This is a genomic window from Providencia rustigianii DSM 4541 (assembly GCF_000156395.1).
Taxonomy (GTDB): Bacteria; Pseudomonadota; Gammaproteobacteria; order Enterobacterales; family Enterobacteriaceae; genus Providencia; species Providencia rustigianii.
In genome coordinates this window covers 10,712-11,178 of sequence record NZ_GG703827.1, presented here as the reverse complement: position 1 = coordinate 11,178, position 467 = coordinate 10,712, and the positions used below count along the sequence as shown (strand labels likewise).

The 467-nt window shown below is 40.5% G+C and carries 1 protein-coding gene and 1 pseudogene; both read left to right on the top strand.

Annotated features, from left to right (window positions below; translation table 11 throughout):
- On the top strand, positions 1-174 hold a 174-nt coding region (locus PROVRUST_RS20815), incomplete at its 5' end, for a D-Ala-D-Ala carboxypeptidase family metallohydrolase (RefSeq protein WP_006816458.1).
- 69 nt (positions 175-243) lie between these two features.
- Positions 244-467 (top strand): annotated as a pseudogene (locus tag PROVRUST_RS20810) (DUF2570 domain-containing protein); the annotation flags it as partial.

Sequence of the window (467 nt, the reverse complement as noted above, 5' to 3'; positions counted from 1 at the left end):
AAGCCGGTTTATGTTGTCAGTGGTCGTCGTTGTGCGAAGCATAATAAAGCCGTTGGTGGCGCTGAGCATTCTCAGCATCTTTTAGGTACGGCAGGGGATATCAAAGTAAAAGACGTTACACCGAAGCCATCGCTGATTATTTGGAGTCAAAATATCCGAGTAAATATGGTGTAGGACGCTATAAAACATTCACTCACATTGATGTTCGTAAAAATAAAGCACGCTGGGGAAGTAACTCATAATATGAAAAAGAGAGTGATTGGTTTTGTGGTCCTACTTGGTATAGCGTTAATTATCGCCGTGCTGGGTATGAAAAAAATAGATAAGCTGAATACTCAAATTGGTGGGCTGCAAGAAGAAAATAAGCAGTTAAAAACTGACGTAAGTAATCAATCTAAGGTTATTGCTGATCAATCACTTTCTTTTCATCGCGCAAATCAAATCAGTAGCGCAGCTTACCGGAACGG